Source organism: Serratia sp. Sp408, assembly GCF_057180665.1.
The window spans coordinates 2,022,256-2,037,416 of record NZ_JBXUFT010000001.1 but is presented as its reverse complement, the minus strand read 5'-3'; the positions used below and the strand labels follow the sequence as shown (position 1 = coordinate 2,037,416).

Here is a 15,161-nt window from a genome sequence, read left to right as displayed (position 1 = left end):
CGGCATCGTCTGGCTGGCAGTGCCAATTACTGGCTGATTCTTGCCTAAAACTGGCAAATCGTAGTGGAGAGAAAGATGCAGCAGCTTGATGAATTGGGTGATTTAATCGACAGGCACTGTCGTGGGATGATCGACATTACGGCGATCCCTCGCGTGATGTTGTCCCGATCCGATTGTCTGACCGCAGCAATCCCGGCGGTTTACCAGCCGATGGTCTGCATTGTGGCGCAAGGGGCGAAACGCGCTTCGCTGGGGGAAAAGGTGTTTGAGTATAATCCGGCAAATTACCTGATTACCTCTGTGGCGCTGCCGCTGAGCGGTGCGGTGTGTTGCGCCACCAAAACCGAACCCTATCTGGCCCTTGGACTGGAATTGGATTGTGCACAATTAGCGTCACTGGCGATTGGCATGCCGGCCCCGGTCGGCGTAAGTCCCAACGCGGCAATCGCCGTACATAGCCTGAACACCGATTTGCTGGATCCGATCGTACGCCTGCTACGGTTACTGGATCATCCACAGGATGTTTCGACCCTGGCACCGCTGATTGAACGCGAAATCCTCTACCGCCTGTTGCAAGGCGAGCAGAGCGCGATGTTGCGACAAATTGCCGTACCTGACAGCCGATTGGGGCAGGTGCATCGAGCGGCGCAATGGATCAATCAACATTATGCACAACCGTTTGAAATTGCTGAGTTAGCGGCTGATTGTGGTATGAGTCCATCCTCATTGCACCGGCACTTCAAAGCGGTAACCGGTGTCAGCCCATTGCAATATCAAAAGCGCATTCGTCTGCAACAGGCGCGCCATATGCTGGTGGCGCAACAGCGGGATGTTGGTAGCATAGCGTTCAGCGTGGGTTATGAAAGTCCGTCGCAGTTCAGCCGGGAATACGCACGGCTGTTTGGCATGCCGCCGGCGAAAGACGCTAGCGAGTTGCGAAAAGCAGGCCGTTATTCAGCGTAGCGCTGGCCGGGTTAAAAACTTTTTACCAGCACCTCGCGTGGTTCACAGCCGTGTTTGAGCAGATGGTCAAATGATTTTTCGGTGTTTTTCAGCTGTTGCAGGAATTCTTGCGGCGATAGATCATGCCGTTTACCGCTCATATAAGCCAAAGCCAGTTCTTTGGCCTGATAGCGCGAAAAGTTGTACATAAAGTGCCCCCGGTAATGGTTAAGTGCGGTTTTTTCATTCAGCTATATTGTAGGGAAAGCGCACATAATGAACAGACGCTTTGGCGTATGGAATCGATAGCCGAAAGTTAACTCATTGGCACCAGCAGGGCGTCGCACATGCGTTTGATGGTCTCCGGCTGTGTTAAACCACTGTCCAGCAAGCGGCGAATGTTATCGGCATCATTGGCCCCACGCCGGACAAAACGTTCAAGCGTTTGCAGCAACTGGCGCTCCTCATCATCAACGGCCTCTGGGTGGAGTCGGGTCAGCGTCGTCAGGATATGTTCGGCCAGGCTGCAACGTTGTAACGTTTGGGCATCGACGTAATCGGCCTGCAATCCATGACGGCAGGCATTCAATTTGTTGTACATGGAGAACGCGTTATATTCCGGGATGATTTCATGCCGATTTTTCAATAGATAACGGGCAATTAAACGACAATATCCCACCAGGTTTGCCGCGTGGCTAATATGTAATGGCGTGTCACAGACTCTTATTTCTACCGTACCAAGCTCCGGTTTTGGTCGCGCATCCCAATAGATGTCCTTGATACTTTCGATAACGCCGGCAGAGGTTAGCGTGTCGTAATATTCAGTAAACTCCTGCCATGAATATATTTTTTCAATACATCCATAGTTGGGAAAGGAATTTTGCGCGCTGAAGCGAGAGCTGGCGAATAGCGTATCTTCGCCCTGATAATAAGGTGAAGATGCACTAAGTGCCAGAAGTTGCGGGAAATAGGGCGTTAGCGCGTGGCATAAATATATCGATTCATCACCGTTGCTCACGCCGATATGGATATGCTGGCCGAACACACAGGCCATTTTGCTGATATAACCGAAGCGCGTCGCCAATTTTTTATAGCGTTGTGCATTGGTAATCAGCTGATCTTTCCAGTCATTGCACAGGTGGCGCCCGCCGCCGGTGACGTCGCACTGATGCCGCTGGGCGGTGGCGCGTACACGTTGCACCTGGGCTGCCAGTTCCTGTTTTAACTCAGTCAGCTGAAGATGTACCGAACTGTTGATTTCCAGCATTGAACGCGTTAATTCGTGCTTAATGTGTTTTTTATCATTGATATCCGCGACAATCAACGCCGCCTTGTCAGACAGGTTGAGGGTTTTAATATCAATCAGTTGGAGTTCTATTTCCGTGCCAATGCTGAGAGGCGTGGATGGCTTGAATTTACGAGGCATTTTCACCTCCGCAATGAATGCGCTTTTAATAATTATAATGTGCTTTCAGCCTATTACCAGTTAGTTGGGTAAATAGCGAAGCCTAGCCGCTAAGTGGCGGTGTTTTATGTTTTTTATTCGTCAGGTGATGGTGCTGTTAGCGTTATTTTCCGTTACGTTATCCGATTGGAGTGCATACGGATATTGGTCTACCCTTTAAGGCTGAATATAACCGCGTTGGCTTTTATTTCTCAACGTTTGGATAAGGTGAAACAATGTCGAAAAAACCTATTGCAAAACCGCAGGATAAAACCACCAAAATGAAAAAAGTATCGGCAGGCAATCCTGCAGATGAGATTCATTTGGGGGATACCGCGCCGGTAGATAATTCACATTTACCTAGCCCAAAACCGACCGCGCCAGGCAAAGAGCCGACTGCGCCCGGCAGCAAGAAAAAAACCGGGCCGGCCAGTGCCAAAATCAAGGCGTTAGAGATCAATCGCAAATATGACGATCGACAGCCGCTGACCACTAACCAGGGGACGCGTATCGGTGACGATCAAAACTCGCTGAAGGCTGGCGCGCGTGGGCCGACGCTGCTGGAAGACTTCATCATGCGCGAGAAGATCACGCATTTTGACCATGAACGTATTCCAGAACGCATTGTGCATGCGCGTGGTTCGGCGGCGCATGGCTATTTTGAGTTATATAAAAGCCTGGCGCACCTGAGCAAAGCGGATTTCCTGCAACATGAAGGGCAAAAAACGCCGGTTTACGTACGTTTCTCAACGGTGCAGGGCTCTCGCGGCTCGGCGGATACGGTGCGCGATATCCGCGGTTTCGCCACCAAGTTTTATACTCAGGAAGGCATATTCGATCTGGTTGGCAACAATACGCCGGTGTTCTTCATTCAGGACGCAATCAAGTTTCCTGATTTCGTGCATGCGGTGAAACCGGAACCGCATAATGAAATCCCGCAGGGCGCCAGCGCCCACGACAGTTTTTGGGATTTTGTTTCGCTCCAGCCGGAAACGCTGCATAACGTGATCTGGGCGATGTCGGATCGCGGTATTCCGCGCAGCTATCGGACGATGGAAGGTTTTGGTATTCATACCTTCCGCTTGGTTAACGCTCAGGGCAAAGCCACGTTTGTGCGTTTCCACTGGAAGCCAGTGGCGGGTAAAGCGTCGCTACTGTGGGACGAAGCGCAAAAACTGGCGGGCAAGGACGCCGATTTTCATCGCCGCGATCTGTGGGAGGCTATCGAAGCCGGCGATTACCCGGAATATCAGCTGGGAGTACAGTTGATCCCGGAAGAAGACGAGTTCAAGTTCGATTTTGATCTGCTGGACGCCACCAAGCTGATCCCGGAGGAACTGGTACCGGTAGAGCTGGTCGGCAAAATGGTGCTGGATCGCAACCCTGACAATTTCTTCGCCGAAACCGAACAGGTGGCATTCCACCCAGGGCATATTGTGCCGGGGATTGATTTCACTAACGATCCGCTGTTGCAAGGGCGCCTGTTTTCCTACACCGATACGCAGATTAGCCGTCTGGGTGGGCCGAACTTCCACGAAATACCGATTAACCGACCGACCTGCCCGTATCACAATTTGCAACGCGACGGCATGCACCGGATGGATATCGACACCAATCCGGCCAACTACAGCCCGAATTCAATCAACAATAACTGGCCACGAGAAACGCCGCCCTCGGCTAGCGGCGGCGGTTTTGCCAGTTACGCCGAGCGGATTGATGCGCATAAAATTCGTGAAAGGAGCGAGTCGTTCCAGGAATATTATGCGCAGCCGCGGCTGTTCTGGCTGAGTCAGACGCCGGTAGAACAGCAGCACATCATTGATGCGTTCTCGTTTGAACTGGGCAAAGTGGCACGCGCCTATATCCGTCAGCGCGTGGTGGAAAAACTGGCGCATATCGATACCACATTGGCGAAAAAGGTGGCGTTCAATCTGGGCATTACCCTGTCGGCCAGCGTATTGAAAACGCCAGCGCCGAAACCGGTCAACGGCCTGCAAAAAGATCCGGCGTTGAGTCTGTATGCCATGCCGGGCGGTAGCGTTAAAGGCCGTGTTGTCGCCGTGTTGTTGGGGGCGGGTGTGGTATCCAATGACCTGCTGAGCATGCTCAAAGAGCTGAAAAAACGCGGCGTGCACGCTAAATTGCTGGCGGCTACGCAGGGCGTGTTGCAGGGCAGCGACGGTTCGCAGATTCATATCGATGCCACCTTCGCCGGTGCACCTTCCATTACCGTTGATGCGGTACTGGTGCCTGACGGTGCGGCCGCTGCATTGCTAGGCAGCGGTGATGCCCAGCATTATCTGCTGGAGGCTTACAAGCACCTCAAGGTCATTGGTCTGAGCGGTGATGCGCTGCAATTGAAGTCGCTGTGGCATGGGAATGAGCAGGCAGAAGAGGGCGTCATCGAGGCCAGGGCGGTGAAAGGCGAGATGATGGAGCGCTTTATTCAGGCGCTGGCCGCACACCGGGTATGGAGCCGCAGTGCCAAAGCGGCGGCGATCCCCGCGTAGCGTTTCCTGGCGGGCAGCACGGCGCGTGACGCTATGCTGCCCGAGGGTTAATCGAGCGCCTTTTCATAAGGGGTGACAATGACATCTTCCTGACCTTCGAGTATGGCAATACCCGCAATGCCTTTAATCTGTTCCGGCTGATGCAAAATCGCCTCCTTGTTAATCGTTTCCCGAGTACGGATGAATTGATTGAGGCCAAAGCGTTTCAAAGCGGCCAACGCCTGCTGTGGATCGTTGACAATCACCGCCGGGGGGCGGATACGCCACTTCACTTCACCGGTGATGAGATTGACGGACTTTTTGCCATCGTCTGTCAACAGCCGTTCCTTATTGGCCTCACACCAGATGGCGATATCCTGATAGAGCTTCTGATACTGGGATTTGCTCTGTTTAATGCTGGTCATATAGCGGTCGGTCAACTGGCTTATTTTTTCATTGAGCTCGTTTTCCAGGGCGCTCATTTCTCGATCGAGTTCGCCAAGTCGTTTAATCGCCTCGGCGATATCATCGCGGTTTCTCGGTTTGTCTTGCAAATTGAATGTTTCACTGTGGTTACGCATGGCGGTATTTCCCTTGTGACAAAAAAGTGACCATGATAATCACTGTGAACATGCGTTGGTTTATTTTTATAAGAATAATCCTAAATCGATATTTGTTATTTATCTGAGTTGTTTAAAGATGTGTAAATTGTAATTTTTATTAACCTTGCTGGCATATTTAGCACGTTTTACTAAAGTTATTTGGGTGAGGTGAAAATAATTCTGCTTTTCATCCTAAATGCACGGGAGAATATAATGAGCGATTTAAAAGACCACTTCATCGACTGGCTGCGCGATGCGCACGCCATGGAGGAACAGGCGGAAACCATGCTCAACGGCATGAAGGATCGCGTAAAGGATTACCCACAGCTACATAACCGCGTGATTCAGCATCTGGAAGAAACCAAACAGCAGCAGCAACAGCTGAAGAGCTGTATCGAACGTCTGGATACTTCCACCTCCAGCATGAAGGATCTGGCGGGTAAGGCGGTAGCGCTTGGCCAGACGCTGAGCGGCTTCTTTGTCGAGGATGAGATCGTCAAGGGTTCAATGAGCTCTTATGTCTTCGAACATATGGAGATCGCCTCCTATACCACGCTGATCGCCGCTGCCGAACTGGTGGGTGACTATGAAACCCAAATGGTACTGGAAAAGATCCTCAAGCAGGAACAGGCGATGGCCGACTGGTTGCTGGAGAATATGCCATCTATCACAAAGGCTTATTTAAATCAGAAATAAACCTTTCCCCTATCCAGAACGGCAGCAAAGGAATGCTTAATGCGTCCTTAGATATTTAATCGACAAATAGCGAGGAAATATCATGGCTGATGTTGTGAGATATCAAAATAAGATCATCTTAGGTGCTGAGATATTACCACCGCCGCATCCCATGGACGGCAGTTGCAAGGGCAGTATTCTTATCCACTGCGAGCAGTCGCCGGAAATTGCCAAAATGTTGAGCTCATTAGGTGAATGGGACGAAATAGAATTGGAGATTAACGGCGAGAAAACGCTGTGTCAGGTTGAAAAATTTGACCGGGAAAGAAATATCATTGCCCTGAAATCTGACAAAAGGCAAAGCGACGCTGAGATCCCCTATCAACAGGAAAAGTAACCCAATGTCATTGGCTAACGATACAACGGAGGCGACATGGAACAGAGAAACCAACCTGCACAGCATCAAGATGAACAGCCGGGCTTCGAGAATGAAATGCTGCCTGAACCGGTCTATGACGACCCGGCATACCGCGCCGGCGGTAAACTGGAAGGGAAGGTGGCGATCATTACCGGTGGTGATAGCGGGATTGGGCGGGCTGCAACCATTGCCTATGTGAAAGAAGGGGCAAAGGTCACGGTGGTTTATCTGGATGAAGATGAAGACGCTAAGGAAACCAAGCGTTGCGCGGCGAAGTACGGCGGGGAAATCCTGCTGCTGAAGGGCGACCTGCGAGATAACGGCTTCGTGAAGCAAATCGTGGCGAAAACCATCGCCAATTTCGGCAAGCTGGATATTCTGGTTAATAACGCCGGTGAACAGCACCCGGTCGATCAACCGGAGATGATCACCGAAGAACAATTGGAAAAAACCTTTGCCACCAATTTCTTCAGCATGGTGAAACTTACCCAGACGGCATTGGAATATCTGCCCAAGGACGGGGTGATCATCAACACCTCGTCGGTGACGGCCTATCACGGCAATCCCGATCTGATTGACTATTCGGCAACCAAGGGCGCGATCACCGCCTTTACCCGCTCGCTGGCGCTGAAGCTGTGCCAGCGGGGTATCCGCGTTAATTCAGTTGCCCCGGGGCCAATCTGGACACCGCTTATTCCAGCTTCATTCGGGGCGGATAAAGTAGCCCAGTTCGGTAAAGATACGCCGATGAAACGCCCTGGACAGCCTTCGGAGCTGGCTGCGGCCTATGTGTATCTGGCAAGCAGCGATTCGTCGTACATGACGGGACAAACGCTGCACATCAACGGCGGGATGATCCTTAACGGCTAATTGCCTCTATCGGCCCGGTCTTCGCCCGAAACCGGGCTTTTTTGTGCTCGAAAACGACGCTTTCCACCATAACCGTTATGTAGCAAGGGGCTAGCGTATGAAAGTTTTTGATTTCAATAGAATTGCAATCAATGATTATCCGTATACCTACCTGCTTGAAGTGGCGTTTCGTTCGGTGTTTACCTTTTTCCTGGCCTATATTTTCCTGCGCTGGGTGGGGCGACGTGGCGTCAAGCAAATGACCCTGTTCGAATTGATCATCATTCTGACCCTGGGGTCGGCGGCCGGCGATGTTGCGCTTAACCAGGACTCACCGCTACTGCCAGTGATAATCACCTTTATTACCATTACCGGCCTGTATCGGTTTTTCACCACCTTGATTAATAAAAGCACGCGCTTGCAGATTAAATTGGAGGGCAAGCCGATTTTATTGGTTAAAGAAGGGGTGTTGCACTGGGAAAATACCAAGAAGCAAAGTTTTGCCTATGAAGAGTTTATTATGGAGTTGAGGGAAAAAGGCATTGACCATCTTGGACAGGTCAGACTGGCGATCTTGGAGATAGATGGCAACCTTAGCGTCTATTTTTATAAGGATGAAGATGTTAAACCAGGTTTGTCGGTATTGCCATTTTCCATGGTGGAATGTTGCAATACTATCGAATCTGAGGGCTATTATTCATGTACCTGCTGTAGTTACACCTGTTTTTTGCAGAAGGGCGATGATTTTAACTGCCCACGCTGCCAATCCGAAAAATGGACCGTTGCCAGTCAAGAAAAACGTATTACCTGACGTCCCTGTCAGGGAGGATTACCAATACATTATGCTATATATAATAGCCAGGATGACCACAATAGCGCCAATAATATAAGCATAGTATGGGCGAGGCCCTTTCATACCGGTTTTTGAGGATTTTTCCCTGGCTGTTTCAGATTGTTGGTTTCGCATGGTTTACCTCCAATAAGAGTGTCACCGTCGAAAATGCAAAAAGGCCGGCAAATACCGGCCTGTTTCCCACCGGAAAGGACGCCTGTTCAGGCGGCTTTCTGATTTACTTTCTTTTCTGCCAGCAGGGTCAGCTTGCTGTCGGTTGATTTCTCTTCTTCCAGCGTTTCGCCTAACAGTTTTTTCGCCGTGGTATAGCCCAGTTTTTCTGCCAGCGCACACAGAGTGCCATAGGTGGCAATCTCATAATGTTCAACTTTCTGTGCCGCAGCAATCAGGCCGGCATCGCGTACCGGGCCTGCCTCAACGCTATCAATCACTTCCTGGCCCTCTTCGATCAACCCTTCCATTGCCAGGCATTTGATGCGCTTTATGCGTACTTCTGGCGTGCTTTCCACCAGTTTGTCCAGCCGCTCAATTTGCCCCTGCGTTTCTTCCAGGTGTGTTTTAAACGCATTGGCCAATTCTTCCGTCGTTGCAGCACGCGCTAATTTAGGTAGGGCTTTTGTGATTTGTTTTTCGGCGCTGTATACATCCGAGAGTGCATGAATGAATAAATCGTTCAACGTTTTGATTGACATAGTGACACTCCTATTTGGTTATTTCGGTGTGATGCTACGTTGTGAATATTAATCACATGCTCAATAATAAAGTTTAGCCGATAAGCGGCATTCTCGCTGCAATGGATGTCGTGTGTTTTCGTGTTCCTGTGGTTTTGGGATTAATCTTGATGTTATTTTTTTGTTAATTGTTTTATTGGCAATTTTATTTTTGTTGTTGCGGGATGATAGATATATCACCGTTTTTTTCCATAATGGCAAATTTAATCTGCCCAATGTCTTCTATTCCCTGTTTGTTACGCGCCACTTCCAGGATGTCGTCGGTGGTTAAATGCAGTTTGGTCAGCCGCCAGCGCAATATCTTGCCGTTCTCTACCAGAATTACCGGTGAGCCATCCAGAAATTTATCAGCTAAAGGGATATAGGTTTTTATTAATGAGAAAACAATATCGATGGTAAATAAGGTGACAATGGTAATAAAAGCTGCCGTCACCGAAAAATCGTCCGGCAACATGGCCTGTTGCGTGGCCTCACTGATAATGAGCAATAAAATGAAATCAAAAGAAGTCATTTGCAACAAGGTGCGGCTACCGGCGATTTTCAATACGATAAACAGTATCAGATAGATAGCCGTAGCGCGGAAGACAATGTCCATGGCGATTCCTCACGGATAGATCCATTGGTGAATAACGATAGGGGGAGTCTCGCCATCGGCGAGGCTGGCGCTGAACCGTCCCCAATCCTGGGCGCGTAAGGTGAGATTGAAGGTGTGCCACTGCTGTCGGTCGTCATCCGGCACGCTGAACAAGATTTCATTGCCGCGCTGCGTGACCTGTACCGATTGCGGTTGGATATTTTCGATCAGATAGCTTGCTGTCAGGCTGTCCGATACCATCAAGGTGAGCGGACCGTCGCCGTCATCCTTGATTTTTACCCGCCACTGGCTTTGCGCGCCCTGGCGTGCGAAACGCTGATAATCCACGGTGAGAGTACCGTTAACGTTTTGCTGCCGGGTGTCGCTCAAGATGCCGTCGGCAAACACCCCGGCCAGAGCGGCAATTACCACCGAAAACATCAGCACATAACCCAGCTTTTCCAGTAGCCATGACAAACGCAACAGCGGTATATCTTCTGTTACCGGCGTTTGTCGGCTTTGCTTTTCGCTTTGTATCGGGAGCGTCATTCAACCTCCAGGCGCGACTGCATGGAATAACAAGTTTAGCGTAATTACGCAGCGGTAACCTCGTCCTCGCCGCCAGCTGAGAATACACATTCGTTTTTTCATATATTATTTGACTTGTTGCACTGCCGGCCTATGATTAGCGCGGGCAACAACCTGAGGCCATTATGACAACGCTGATACCTTTACAGCTGTTCAAAAATCTTTCAGACGATACGCGACTGAGCATGGTGCTGCTGTTACGACATGCCGGGGAGCTGTGCGTATGTGAGCTTTCCGCCGCATTGAGCGAATCCCAACCGAAGATCTCCCGCCATTTGGCGATGTTGCGCGCCAGTGGGCTACTGAAGGATCGGCGGGAAGGCAAGTGGATCTACTATCGAGTTTCGCCGCATATGCCAGCGTGGGCGGCACATATTATCGAGCAGGCTTACCTTAGCCAACAGGAGAGGGTGACGCAGCTTGCCGGGCAACTGGCCGCCAGTTGTGCGTTAGCTGATAGCCGCGCAGTCTGTCTGTAACGATCCGGATTTTAAATAATAACATATGGTATCCCATATATTTTCAGCATGTCACGAGGAGGCCCCATGTGGCTGGCAGGCGCAATTTTTATTCTGACCATTGTGTTGGTGATTTGGCAGCCCAAAGGACTGGGCATTGGTTGGAGTGCTTTATTGGGAGCGGCCCTGGCCCTGCTGAGCGGTGTGGTGCAGGTGGGTGACATACCGGTGGTGTGGCACGTCGTCTGGAATGCCACTGCCACGTTTATTGCGGTGATTATCATCAGCCTGTTGCTGGATGAGTCCGGCTTTTTTGAATGGGCGGCGCTGCATGTCGCACGCTGGGGGGGCGGTAAAGGGCGCTGGCTGTTTACGTATATTATTCTGTTGGGGGCGGCGGTTGCTGCGCTGTTTGCCAATGACGGCGCAGCGCTGATCCTGACGCCGATCGTTATCGCCATGTTGCTGGCGCTGGGCTTTAGCCCGGCGGCGACGTTAGCCTTTGTGATGGCGGCCGGTTTTATTGCCGACACCGCCAGTCTGCCGCTTATCGTCTCCAACCTGGTTAACATCGTCTCGGCCGACTTCTTCAAGCTGGGTTTTAATGACTATGCCTCGGTGATGGTACCGGTGAATATGGTGGCCATTGCAGCGACGCTGATTATGCTGCACTGGTTTTTCCGCAAGGACATTCCGGCCCGTTATGACGTCGCGCGACTGAAGGCACCAGCGCAGGCGATCCGCTGTCTGCCGACGTTCCGCGCCGGTTGGGGCGTGTTGCTGTTGCTACTGGTCGGTTTCTTCGCTCTGGAGCCGCATGGCGTTCCGGTTAGCCTGGTTGCCGCGGTGGGCGCATTGATTTTATTGTTGGTCGCGAAAAAAGGCCAGGCGATCAATACCGGCAAAGTGCTGCGCGGCGCTCCATGGCAAATCGTCATTTTCTCGTTGGGGATGTATCTGGTGGTCTACGGTCTGCGTAATGCGGGGCTGACCGACCTGCTTTCTATGGTGCTCAATCGTCTGGCAGAAAGTGGCCTGTGGGCTGCGACGCTCGGTACCGGATTTATTACCGCCTTCCTGTCGTCGGTGATGAATAACCTACCTACGGTGTTGATTGGTGCGCTGTCGATCGACGGCAGTACCGCCGGCGGCGTAGTTAAGCAAGCCATGATTTACGCTAACGTGATTGGCAGCGATCTGGGGCCGAAAATCACGCCGATAGGCAGCCTGGCGACGTTACTGTGGCTGCACGTGCTGTCTCGTAAAAATATCAACATCACCTGGGGATACTATTTCCGCGTGGGGGTAGTGATGACATTGCCGGTGCTGTTCGTCACGCTGGCCGCATTGGCGCTGCGCCTGTCCGTTGCGCTATAACAGAGGAAGAGGTGGGAGCGTTTTATGAGCAATATAACGATTTATCATAATCCGGACTGCGGTACGTCACGCAATACGCTGGCGCTGATCCGCAACAGCGGCGTAGAGCCGACGGTCATATTGTACCTGGAAACGCCGCCGAGCCGTGATGAACTGATCGGGTTGATTAGCGAAATGGGCATATCGGTGCGCGATTTGCTGCGTAAAAACGTCGAGCCTTATCAGCAACTGGATTTGGCGCAGGATAGCTGGAGCGACCAACGGCTGATCGACTGTATGTTGCAACACCCGATCCTGATTAATCGCCCGATTGTGGTCACTCCGCTGGGTACCCGCTTATGCCGTCCGTCAGAGGCGGTACTGGATATTTTACCGGATGCACAGTTAGGACCGTTCAGCAAAGAAGACGGCGAAGAAGTGATTGACGCACAAGGGCGACGGGTGAAGTAAACCGCGCTGCGGTATGGCAAGGCAAGGGTTTGCACAGAGGCAAACCCGTGTTGAAATTAAATTCCCTGCGCCATCAGCCTGATAGTGGCTTTTCCCCATCTGCCGCTTGATCCTGACTGGCACCTCAAATACTGTATATAAAAACAGTAAAAGAGGTGCCAGATGATATTTTTCCAACCAGATGAAAAAGCAGCAGAACCTGCTTTCCCTCTGTTTGCCGAGCGTGTCCCCTGTGGGTTTCCTTCTCCGGCGCAGGACTATGTCGAGTCGCGGTTGGATATCGGCAAGCTGCTGGTGCGGCATCCTAACGCCACTTATTTTGTACGCGCCAGCGGCAATTCGATGATTGATGCCAATATTCATGACGGCGACCTGTTGGTGGTCGACAGCGCACTCAATGCTGAGCATGGCAACATCGTGATTGCCGCTATCGACGGCGAATTCACCGTCAAGCGATTACAGTTACATCCCACGCGGCAATTGGTAGCCATGAACCCGGCCTATGCGCCGATTATTCTGGCCGAAGATGCAACGCTGGAAATCTTTGGCGTGGTGACGTTTATCGTCTATGCCGCGCGGTGATCCGTGACCATGGGCGTGATTGATGGCGCAAACATCCTATTGCCGCTTACTGCTTGGGCGGAGCAGGTCTTGAGCATCGGCATTTCTCGTCATTTTGAACAGATGAGTTGATCGCGCTTGTGATATTTTTATACTGTATTTATATACAGTTTTTATTGTGAGTATCATCATGTTTGCTTTGGTGGATGTGAATTCGTTTTATGCATCTTGTGAAACCATCTTCCGCCCGGATTTACGAGGGCGGCCGGTGATCGTGCTTTCCAATAACGACGGCTGTGTGATCGCCCGCAGCGCCGAAGCCAAAGCGTTGGGTATCCCGATGGGCGCGCCGTATTTCAAAATCAGGCAGGAAACGCAGCGGCTGAATGTGGCGGTATTTTCTTCCAACTATGCATTGTATGCCGATATGTCGGCGCGAGTGATGGATACCCTGGAGGCGATGGCGCCGGCGGTAGAAATCTATTCACTGGACGAGGCTTTCCTAAAGCTGGACGGCATGAGCAACGGCGTATCGCTGGCAGATTTTGGCCGGGCGGTGCGCGATAGGATCAAGCGAGAAACTCACCTGACGGTGGGCGTGGGCATTGCGCCATCGAAAACGCTGGCCAAACTGGCTAATCATGCGGCTAAAACATGGGAGCAAACCAAAGGGGTGGTGGATCTTTCCGATCCGTTGCGCCAGCGTAAGCTGCTGGCGTTATTACCGGTGAGCGAAGTGTGGGGCGTTGGCCGTCGCCTGACGCGGCAGTTGCAGACCATGGGTATTGAAAATGCGCTGCAATTGGCGGACTGCGATACACAACTGATCCGCAAAACGTTTAGCGTGGTATTGGAACGTACGGTGCGTGAACTGCGCGGCGAATCCTGTTTGCATTGGGAGGATGTCGCACCGACCAAACAGCAGATTGTCTGTTCCCGTTCGTTTGGCCATCGCCTGACGAACTATCAGCATATGCGTGAGGCGATTTGCAGCTATGCAGAACGCGCTGCGGAAAAGCTGCGTGGCGAAAAGCGCTTTTGCCGCAACGTGTCGGTATTTATCAAAACCAGCCCGCATGCCGCCGGCGAAGGTTATTACAGTAACCTGGCGACCACACGACTGACGATGCCGAGCAATGACAGCCGCGATATCATCGCGATGGCGGTACGGGCGTTGGATGAAATCTGGCGGGAGGGATGTCGCTATCTGAAGGGCGGGGTGATGCTGGGGGATTTCAGCGAATCGGCGATGGCGCAAATCGACCTGTTTGACGAGCACCCGCCACGCCGCAATAGCGGCCAATTGATGGCGACGCTGGATAAATTGAACCAGGAAGGGCGAGGGCGAGTATGGTTTGCCGGGCAGGGGATTGTCAAACCGTGGCAGATGAAGCGCGACATGCTATCGCCGGCGTATACCACGCGCTATTCAGATTTGCTGCGTGTTAAATAGCGCGCTTAGGGATGTTTTGACCTAACTTCACCGAAAAAGCTGCCTGCGACAGTTGCCTGGGCGTTGTTAAACAATTCGAGTGTAGGTACCCTGGGGTGAAAGTTGGCGTTTTAGATAATAACGGTGTGCGTTTGATTCCGGGAAGAGGTAAATAGCAATGAATATGATGAGTTATGATGAAATAAGGAGCAGCTTTGCCTATTCAAACTACGCTTATTACAGGAATTTGCTTAACCTACAGAAATATGGTGGTAATTTCTGTCTGGGATGTGGCATTTGCAAGTGGTTTTGAAAAGGACGAGGAGTTAAATTAATATAGTATGGTTTTTTAGTTAAATGCGTCACGTTTTTTTGGTTGTTATTACTGGCCTAATCTCATAGGCTTTATATTTTTCATAGTCTTTCCTGATTGATTCGGCTAGTTCTTTTGTTTTTGTTAATTCTTTGTTTTCAACAAGTCTTGATATATCCAAAAGGAAACTCTTGCTTACATCGAAATGAGAATTAGGATAGAAGTTAGGGAATAATACGTTAATCACATAAGTATTATTAACCTTGATTATTGCATAATCACCTTTGCTTGTGTACATTAAAATGGCGTTATCCATAAAATTTCCCGGTTATGAATTCACTTGTGGTTATTTCGCGTTCGCCTGCAGATAACTTGTTTCCAAGCAGTCATTGGGTTGAAAATAAA

At 50.9% G+C, this 15,161-nt stretch carries 18 protein-coding genes; 11 read left to right on the top strand and 7 right to left on the bottom strand.

The features are described from left to right. Positions 1-75 precede the first annotated feature (75 nt). Positions 76-963, top strand: a complete 888-nt coding sequence (locus tag AC2AXP_RS09680) for an AraC family transcriptional regulator (protein WP_004961308.1) — start codon at positions 76-78, stop codon at positions 961-963. Positions 964-974: 11 nt separating this feature from the next. On the opposite strand, the gene AC2AXP_RS09675 is transcribed toward AC2AXP_RS09680, so the two are convergent. After that, entirely contained in the window at positions 975-1,151 is a 177-nt protein-coding gene (locus tag AC2AXP_RS09675; RefSeq protein ID WP_004961310.1) for a hypothetical protein, read from the bottom strand. 107 nt (positions 1,152-1,258) lie between these two features. After that, a complete protein-coding gene (locus AC2AXP_RS09670) occupies positions 1,259-2,368 on the bottom strand; it encodes a YbdK family carboxylate-amine ligase (protein WP_004961312.1) in 1,110 nt (369 codons plus the stop codon). 254 nt (positions 2,369-2,622) lie between these two features. Here AC2AXP_RS09670 and katE point away from each other — a divergent pair, with 254 nt between their 5' ends. Then, positions 2,623-4,896 carry a catalase HPII gene (katE, locus tag AC2AXP_RS09665; protein ID WP_198772948.1) on the top strand — a complete coding sequence of 758 codons (2,274 nt, stop codon included), beginning with the start codon at positions 2,623-2,625 and terminating at the stop codon, positions 4,894-4,896. Between the two features lie 47 nt (positions 4,897-4,943). Here the strand turns inward: katE and AC2AXP_RS09660 are convergent, their stop codons facing one another. Continuing rightward, entirely contained in the window at positions 4,944-5,456 is a 513-nt protein-coding gene (locus AC2AXP_RS09660; RefSeq protein ID WP_004961316.1) for a host-nuclease inhibitor Gam family protein, read from the bottom strand. Between the two features lie 234 nt (positions 5,457-5,690). Here AC2AXP_RS09660 and AC2AXP_RS09655 point away from each other — a divergent pair, with 234 nt between their 5' ends. The 4 genes from AC2AXP_RS09655 (at position 5,691) to AC2AXP_RS09640 (ending at position 8,230) form a co-directional block, all read left to right on the top strand. Beyond that, entirely contained in the window at positions 5,691-6,173 is a 483-nt protein-coding gene (locus tag AC2AXP_RS09655; RefSeq protein ID WP_039991960.1) for a ferritin-like domain-containing protein, read from the top strand. 82 nt (positions 6,174-6,255) lie between these two features. Further along, positions 6,256-6,549, top strand: a complete 294-nt coding sequence (locus AC2AXP_RS09650) for a hypothetical protein (protein WP_004961321.1) — start codon at positions 6,256-6,258, stop codon at positions 6,547-6,549. 36 nt (positions 6,550-6,585) lie between these two features. Next, positions 6,586-7,440 (top strand): SDR family oxidoreductase, encoded by an 855-nt coding sequence (locus AC2AXP_RS09645; RefSeq protein WP_004961323.1) that lies wholly within the window; start codon positions 6,586-6,588, stop codon positions 7,438-7,440. Between the two features lie 97 nt (positions 7,441-7,537). Further along, positions 7,538-8,230, top strand: a complete 693-nt coding sequence (locus tag AC2AXP_RS09640; protein ID WP_004961325.1) for a DUF421 domain-containing protein — start codon at positions 7,538-7,540, stop codon at positions 8,228-8,230. Positions 8,231-8,472: 242 nt separating this feature from the next. Here AC2AXP_RS09640 and AC2AXP_RS09635 read toward each other — a convergent pair whose 3' ends face one another. The 3 genes from AC2AXP_RS09635 to AC2AXP_RS09625 all read right to left on the bottom strand — a co-directional run bounded on the left by AC2AXP_RS09635 (position 8,473) and on the right by AC2AXP_RS09625 (position 10,126). After that, positions 8,473-8,964 (bottom strand): YciE/YciF ferroxidase family protein, encoded by a 492-nt coding sequence (locus AC2AXP_RS09635; RefSeq protein ID WP_004961327.1) that lies wholly within the window; start codon positions 8,962-8,964, stop codon positions 8,473-8,475. Between the two features lie 184 nt (positions 8,965-9,148). Next, positions 9,149-9,598 (bottom strand): DUF421 domain-containing protein, encoded by a 450-nt coding sequence (locus AC2AXP_RS09630; RefSeq protein ID WP_004961329.1) that lies wholly within the window; start codon positions 9,596-9,598, stop codon positions 9,149-9,151. A 9-nt stretch (positions 9,599-9,607) separates the two neighbouring features. After that, positions 9,608-10,126, bottom strand: coding sequence for a hypothetical protein (locus AC2AXP_RS09625; protein WP_004961330.1), 519 nt, complete (start codon positions 10,124-10,126; stop codon positions 9,608-9,610). Between the two features lie 164 nt (positions 10,127-10,290). Between AC2AXP_RS09625 and AC2AXP_RS09620 the strand changes: the two genes are divergently transcribed. The 5 genes from AC2AXP_RS09620 (at position 10,291) to umuC (ending at position 14,464) form a co-directional block, all read left to right on the top strand. After that, positions 10,291-10,644, top strand: a complete 354-nt coding sequence (locus tag AC2AXP_RS09620; protein ID WP_484381594.1) for a metalloregulator ArsR/SmtB family transcription factor — start codon at positions 10,291-10,293, stop codon at positions 10,642-10,644. Positions 10,645-10,710: 66 nt separating this feature from the next. Continuing rightward, positions 10,711-12,000 (top strand): arsenic transporter, encoded by a 1,290-nt coding sequence (locus tag AC2AXP_RS09615; protein ID WP_004961333.1) that lies wholly within the window; start codon positions 10,711-10,713, stop codon positions 11,998-12,000. 24 nt (positions 12,001-12,024) lie between these two features. After that, positions 12,025-12,450, top strand: coding sequence for a glutaredoxin-dependent arsenate reductase (gene arsC, locus AC2AXP_RS09610; protein WP_004961335.1), 426 nt, complete (start codon positions 12,025-12,027; stop codon positions 12,448-12,450). A gap of 162 nt (positions 12,451-12,612) precedes the next feature. Beyond that, on the top strand, positions 12,613-13,032 hold the full coding sequence (gene umuD, locus AC2AXP_RS09605; RefSeq protein WP_004961337.1) for a translesion error-prone DNA polymerase V autoproteolytic subunit: 420 nt from the start codon (positions 12,613-12,615) through the stop codon (positions 13,030-13,032). A 169-nt stretch (positions 13,033-13,201) separates the two neighbouring features. After that, positions 13,202-14,464, top strand: coding sequence for a translesion error-prone DNA polymerase V subunit UmuC (gene umuC / locus AC2AXP_RS09600; RefSeq protein ID WP_198772945.1), 1,263 nt, complete (start codon positions 13,202-13,204; stop codon positions 14,462-14,464). 341 nt (positions 14,465-14,805) lie between these two features. Here the strand turns inward: umuC and AC2AXP_RS09595 are convergent, their stop codons facing one another. Then, the gene (locus AC2AXP_RS09595; protein ID WP_484381593.1) at positions 14,806-15,072 is read right to left on the bottom strand and encodes a hypothetical protein; all 267 of its coding nucleotides are present in this window, start codon (positions 15,070-15,072) and stop codon (positions 14,806-14,808) included. Positions 15,073-15,161 lie beyond the last annotated feature (89 nt).

Bases quoted from the DNA above. Each gene is read 5' to 3' on its own strand.
- AC2AXP_RS09675 (WP_004961310.1), bottom strand. From the start codon at position 1,151: ATGTACAACTTTTCGCGCTATCAGGCCAAAGAACTGGCTTTGGCTTAT.
- AC2AXP_RS09660 (WP_004961316.1), bottom strand. From the start codon at position 5,456: ATGCGTAACCACAGTGAAACATTCAATTTGCAAGACAAACCGAGAAAC.
- AC2AXP_RS09645 (WP_004961323.1), top strand. From the start codon at position 6,586: ATGGAACAGAGAAACCAACCTGCACAGCATCAAGATGAACAGCCGGGC.
- umuD (WP_004961337.1), top strand. From the start codon at position 12,613: ATGATATTTTTCCAACCAGATGAAAAAGCAGCAGAACCTGCTTTCCCT.
- AC2AXP_RS09650 (WP_004961321.1), top strand. From the start codon at position 6,256: ATGGCTGATGTTGTGAGATATCAAAATAAGATCATCTTAGGTGCTGAG.
- arsC (WP_004961335.1), top strand. From the start codon at position 12,025: ATGAGCAATATAACGATTTATCATAATCCGGACTGCGGTACGTCACGC.
- katE (WP_198772948.1), top strand. From the start codon at position 2,623: ATGTCGAAAAAACCTATTGCAAAACCGCAGGATAAAACCACCAAAATG.
- AC2AXP_RS09620 (WP_484381594.1), top strand. From the start codon at position 10,291: ATGACAACGCTGATACCTTTACAGCTGTTCAAAAATCTTTCAGACGAT.
- AC2AXP_RS09615 (WP_004961333.1), top strand. From the start codon at position 10,711: ATGTGGCTGGCAGGCGCAATTTTTATTCTGACCATTGTGTTGGTGATT.
- AC2AXP_RS09595 (WP_484381593.1), bottom strand. From the start codon at position 15,072: ATGGATAACGCCATTTTAATGTACACAAGCAAAGGTGATTATGCAATA.
- AC2AXP_RS09655 (WP_039991960.1), top strand. From the start codon at position 5,691: ATGAGCGATTTAAAAGACCACTTCATCGACTGGCTGCGCGATGCGCAC.
- AC2AXP_RS09635 (WP_004961327.1), bottom strand. From the start codon at position 8,964: ATGTCAATCAAAACGTTGAACGATTTATTCATTCATGCACTCTCGGAT.
- AC2AXP_RS09625 (WP_004961330.1), bottom strand. From the start codon at position 10,126: ATGACGCTCCCGATACAAAGCGAAAAGCAAAGCCGACAAACGCCGGTA.
- AC2AXP_RS09630 (WP_004961329.1), bottom strand. From the start codon at position 9,598: ATGGACATTGTCTTCCGCGCTACGGCTATCTATCTGATACTGTTTATC.
- AC2AXP_RS09670 (WP_004961312.1), bottom strand. From the start codon at position 2,368: ATGCCTCGTAAATTCAAGCCATCCACGCCTCTCAGCATTGGCACGGAA.
- AC2AXP_RS09640 (WP_004961325.1), top strand. From the start codon at position 7,538: ATGAAAGTTTTTGATTTCAATAGAATTGCAATCAATGATTATCCGTAT.
- umuC (WP_198772945.1), top strand. From the start codon at position 13,202: ATGTTTGCTTTGGTGGATGTGAATTCGTTTTATGCATCTTGTGAAACC.
- AC2AXP_RS09680 (WP_004961308.1), top strand. From the start codon at position 76: ATGCAGCAGCTTGATGAATTGGGTGATTTAATCGACAGGCACTGTCGT.